The following is a 4,595-nucleotide window of genomic DNA, read 5'->3' as shown; positions in this document are numbered from 1 at the left end:
CATGCTTCTCGTTGTAGCTCTGCTGCTGGTGGGGTGCGATGATACCGGCACAGAAGGCGATACCATCATCATCGGATCTGATGCCGATCCGGTCGAGTTCGAGTTTGAGTTCGAGCCGTTTAGTGCTGATGATGTGTCCAGTGAAGGCACCATTACGCTCACATCCACCAACACCGATGACCTGGGTAGCCAGATTCAGGAATTTGCCGGAGCCTCGCGCAGCGAGGTGGTGAGCGCAGAGGTGCGTTTGGTGCAACTGGAGCGGCTCACAGACAACTTCAGCGAAACGATACAGCCGAAGGTCTTCAGCTATCTTGGGTCGGCACGTGTGTTCTACGGCGCGAGTGTAGACGCCCAGCCTATTGCTTCCAGCACACCGATATCAGATGAACCTGAAATCGAACTCAGTCTGGACAACGACGACATTACCGAGGTCGTACGCGGCGGGGCACAGCCCCTCACGCTGGAACTGGAGGTCAATGACCCCTCGCTCATTGGTTCAAGCGATGAGGTCGAAATCACAGTCCGCTACCGTATCGAAGTACAAGTATAACACCGTGGCGAACTCCCGGGTGGGTCGGCAGCTGATCGACTTACGGCGCGGGAATGGCTACGGCGTAGCAGGTATGACCTGGCGGGTATGACCTGGCGGATTACCGCACGGCGATGCACGAAATTTCGACGCGTGCATTACGCGGTAGGGCCGCCACCTGCACGGCCTGGCGAGCCGGAGGCGTTTCGTTGAAGTAGCGCCCGTACACGTCGTTCACCTGCGCGTAGTCGTTCACGTCCGTCAAGAAGACGGTACACTGCACTACGTTTTCGTACGCCATACTGGCCCCCTGCAAAACAGCGCCTACATTTTCGAGCACCTGGCGCGTCTCTTCTTCGATGGAGCCGTTCACCATGTGGCCCGTGTCTGGGTTAATGGCGATCTGTCCCGAGCAATAGAGCGTGTCGTCGGTAAGAATGGCTTGGCTGTACGGGCCAATGGCCGCTGGAGCGCGAGGAGTGGTAACAGTAGTTCGAGACATAGAATGGCGCATGCAGTGCGAAGACCGAGAGCAAGCTACTCGTTCAAAGAGTAGCACAGATAGTTGTACCTAAAGATGCGGGCTATACGCAGTCAGAACAAGCGAATATTGTCTTAAGCTTCGCCGCAGATGCTATGTATCCCAGATGCAGAACAGGAACGGCTGGATATGCGGGTCGTTACTTTTACTCCTTGTTTAGCGCAGAGCTAAAAAGCTAAAAAGCGCAGCGCGGTACAAGGATTCATTCAGATGCATTGAGCAACAACAAACACCATGAGCGCAAAGGGACGCGTACTGGTCGCCATGAGTGGCGGCGTCGACTCATCTGTGACCGCCGTACTGCTGGCCGAGCAGGGCTACGAGGTGGTGGGTATCACCATGAAAACGTGGGATTACTCTACCAGCGGAGGCGGAAACAGCGGCAAAGAAGTTGGCTGCTGCACGTTGGAGTCTATCAACGACGCTCGCGCTATTGCACTGCGCCACGGCTTCACCCACTTCATCGTCGACATCCGCGAGGAGTTTGGCGACTGGGTCATTGAGCGGTTCACCAATGAGTACCTGGCCGGGCGTACGCCCAACCCGTGCGTGCTCTGCAACACGCACATCAAGTGGGCCGCGCTTTTGCGCCGCGCCGACGACCTCGACTGCGAGTACATTGCCACTGGGCATTACGCCCGCGTGCAGCACAACGAGGAACTCGATCGCTACCTGCTCAAGCGCGGCCACGACCGCAAGAAAGATCAGAGCTACGCGCTGTGGGGACTGCCACAAGAGCACCTGGCGCGTTCCATCTTCCCGCTGGGTACGTACGAGAAGCCCGAAATCCGCCAGATGGCGTCCGACTTTGGACTCGACAGCGTGGCCGATAAGCCCGACTCTTACGAAATCTGCTTCGTGCCCGACAACGACTACGGACGCTTCCTGCGCGACCGCGTCGACGGTCTTGAAGAACGCGTGTCGGGCGGCGATATTGTGCTGAGCGATGGCACAGTCGTTGGCCAGCACGACGGCTACCCGTTCTACACCATCGGCCAGCGGCGCGGACTCGACCTGGCGCTCGGCAGGCGAGTCTATGTCACGAACATCGACCCCGACACCAACACAATTACCGTGGGCCCAAAAGAAGAGCTGATGCAGCAAACCCTGAAGGCGGGCGAGGTCAACCTCATCAAATACCCGTCGCTCAAGGAAGAGCGTCCCGCCTGGGGAGCTATCCGTTACAACGATGAAGGCGCCGGCTGCCTTACGTGGCAAGACGATGACGACATGCTCAACGTGGCCTTTGCCGAGCCGCGCCGCGCCATCACCGCGGGGCAGTCGATCGTGCTCTACGAGGGCGAAGACGTACTCGGCGGCGGCTGGATTCACGAGGTTGGCACCGCCGAGGAGCGCGAAGATAAAACCGCCGCGGTCAATACCGACGCTATGGCTCCGGCGACTCCCTGATACGGTCGCATCCAAAACGTGCGCATCCAAGAAGAATGCCTCGTATCCCTTGCGCCCAATTGCGTTAGGGGGATGCGAGGCGTTGTGCTGTTGAGCGCGAAATAGACGCAGCCTCGTGGCTATGCCGCTGCGGTGGTTTTGCGGTCTCGGACGCGCTCATATAGCGCTTCGTATTGGGGCACAATCTGATCGACGTGAAAGGTGCCACGAGCGCGTTCCAGTGCAGCAGCGGCCATCTCAGACTGCAACTCGTCGTTCGTCAAGAGTTGGCGGGTGCGCTCGGTGAACGCGTCGATGTCGTTGAGCGGGCACAGGAAGCCGGTCTCGCCATCCACGACCAGTTCGGGCAGTCCGCCAATGTCGCTGGCCACCACCGGCACCTCGCAGGCCATCGCCTCCAGAGCCGCCAGCCCGAATGTTTCGGAGCCACTGGGCATCAAGAAGACATCGGCAATCGACAGGATCTCTTCGACAGGGTCTTGCTTGCCGAGGAATCGGACGTCGTCGTAGACGCCGAGCTCGCGAGCCCGGCGCTCGGCCGAGGCGCGGTCGGGGCCGTCGCCCACGAGCAGCAGCCGCACAGGCAGGTCGTCGGCACGCAGGCGGTGAAAGACTTCTACGACCTGCGTCGCATTTTTTACGGGGCGAAAGTTTGACACGTGCACGATGACCTTTTCGCCGTTGGGGCAGAGCGCCTGTTTAAAGTGCTCCTTGTCGAGGCGGTGAAAGCGCTCCATATCAATAAAATTCGGAATCACTTCAACGTTGCCCGTCACATCGAAGTGATCGTACGTCTCTGTGCGCAGGTATTCGGATACCGCCGTCACGCCATCCGACTTGTTGATCGAGTGGGTAACGACCGGCGTAAACGATGGATCTTGGCCAATGAGTGTGATGTCGGTGCCGTGGAGCGTGGTGATGACGGGCAGGTCAATACCCTGGCCGGACAAGATGTCGCGCGCCATGACCGCGCTGGTGGCATGCGGAATGGCGTAGTGCACGTGCATTACATCGAGGCCGTTATGCTTGGCCACGTCCACCATTTTACTGGTAAGCGTAAGCGTGTATGGCGGGTAGTCGAAAAGGGGATACGACTGCACGTTTACCTCGTGAAAGTACACGTTGCCGCCCATGTGCGAGAGCCGAAACGGAAGCGACGACGAGATAAAGTGCACGGTGTGTCCGCGCTGGGCCAGGGCCTTACCCAGTTCGGTTGCAACCACGCCGCTTCCGCCATAGACTGGATAGCACGTAATGCCAATGTTCATAACACAAAGGGGGATGAGCAGATGCAGTAACAGTGCTGCGTGCATCAACATCGGCTGCTCTTGTGAGGTTGCATGCCGTTGCATCAATTGCACGTACGCGAACCGCATGTAGAGGCGCGTAGGGCAGCTTTCGTCGGAGCCGCGCCCATCTCGTTACTTTATCGCTCAAGGGGGCGTCTGCATAGATGAATCAGTGAGAAACGTCATGTTCATCCGCTCGGTAAAAGAGCGTGACACTCAACGGTCCCCTTGTTTAACAAAAACAACTGGTTATATGCAACGCATTCAGTATAGCACATTCCTCCTTCTGATCGCTGCTCTTGGTTGGATGGCCTTACCGCAGGCCTCAAGTGCCCAAGTGGGCGTCGTCGGTGGACTTAATTTTGAGAGTCTCGACGACGTGAGCCAAGAGGCCACCTTCGAGTCTTCGACAGGCTACCACGTGGGGTTGGCGTACACCCGCGACTTCGCGGTGCTGGGTCTGCGCCTGAGCGGTATCTACCGCCGGGTTGGTGAATACGAGTTTGCAGGACAACAAGGAGGGGATTCGGCCACGCTTGACCTCAGTACCATTGAAATCCCGCTCGACCTGAAGTACCGTCTGGCGCTCCCACTGGTTACGCCCTACGCGATGGCCGGGCCGCAGGTGTCATTTCCGATTGGTAATGGAAGTGGGGAGCTTGGAGATGACTTTGAAGATAACCTCGAAGATGTGAACCTGTCCGGCAACGTAGGCGCGGGAGTCGAATTTAACCTGGGCGGCGTACGTTTAGCACCGGAGCTACGCTATGAGTTTGGCGTCACGTCGATCTTCGACGATGATCTGGAAATTGGAGACACCGAT

5 protein-coding genes are annotated in these 4,595 nt (G+C 58.1%); 3 read left to right on the top strand and 2 right to left on the bottom strand.

Translation table 11 applies throughout. From position 1 onward, the window contains the following. On the top strand, positions 1–553 hold a 553-nt coding region (locus tag R6U20_RS13360), incomplete at its 5' end, for a hypothetical protein (protein WP_410338335.1). Between the two features lie 100 nt (positions 554–653). On the opposite strand, the gene R6U20_RS13355 is transcribed toward R6U20_RS13360, so the two are convergent. Then, positions 654–1,034 carry a RidA family protein gene (locus R6U20_RS13355; protein ID WP_410338334.1) on the bottom strand — a complete coding sequence of 127 codons (381 nt, stop codon included), beginning with the start codon at positions 1,032–1,034 and terminating at the stop codon, positions 654–656. A gap of 273 nt (positions 1,035–1,307) precedes the next feature. On the opposite strand from R6U20_RS13355, the gene mnmA reads away from it, so the two are divergent. Continuing rightward, on the top strand, positions 1,308–2,483 hold the full coding sequence (mnmA, locus tag R6U20_RS13350) for a tRNA 2-thiouridine(34) synthase MnmA (protein WP_410338333.1): 1,176 nt from the start codon (positions 1,308–1,310) through the stop codon (positions 2,481–2,483). A gap of 119 nt (positions 2,484–2,602) precedes the next feature. Here mnmA and bshA read toward each other — a convergent pair whose 3' ends face one another. Beyond that, positions 2,603–3,751 carry an N-acetyl-alpha-D-glucosaminyl L-malate synthase BshA gene (bshA, locus tag R6U20_RS13345; protein WP_410338332.1) on the bottom strand — a complete coding sequence of 383 codons (1,149 nt, stop codon included), beginning with the start codon at positions 3,749–3,751 and terminating at the stop codon, positions 2,603–2,605. A 205-nt stretch (positions 3,752–3,956) separates the two neighbouring features. On the opposite strand from bshA, the gene R6U20_RS13340 reads away from it, so the two are divergent. After that, positions 3,957–4,595: porin family protein (locus R6U20_RS13340; protein WP_410338336.1), on the top strand; the 639-nt coding region annotated here is incomplete at its 3' end.

The organism is Longimonas sp. (assembly GCF_046498435.1).
Taxonomy (GTDB): Bacteria; Bacteroidota; Rhodothermia; order Rhodothermales; family Salinibacteraceae; genus Longimonas.
This window is presented reverse-complemented; position numbering and strand designations above follow the sequence as displayed.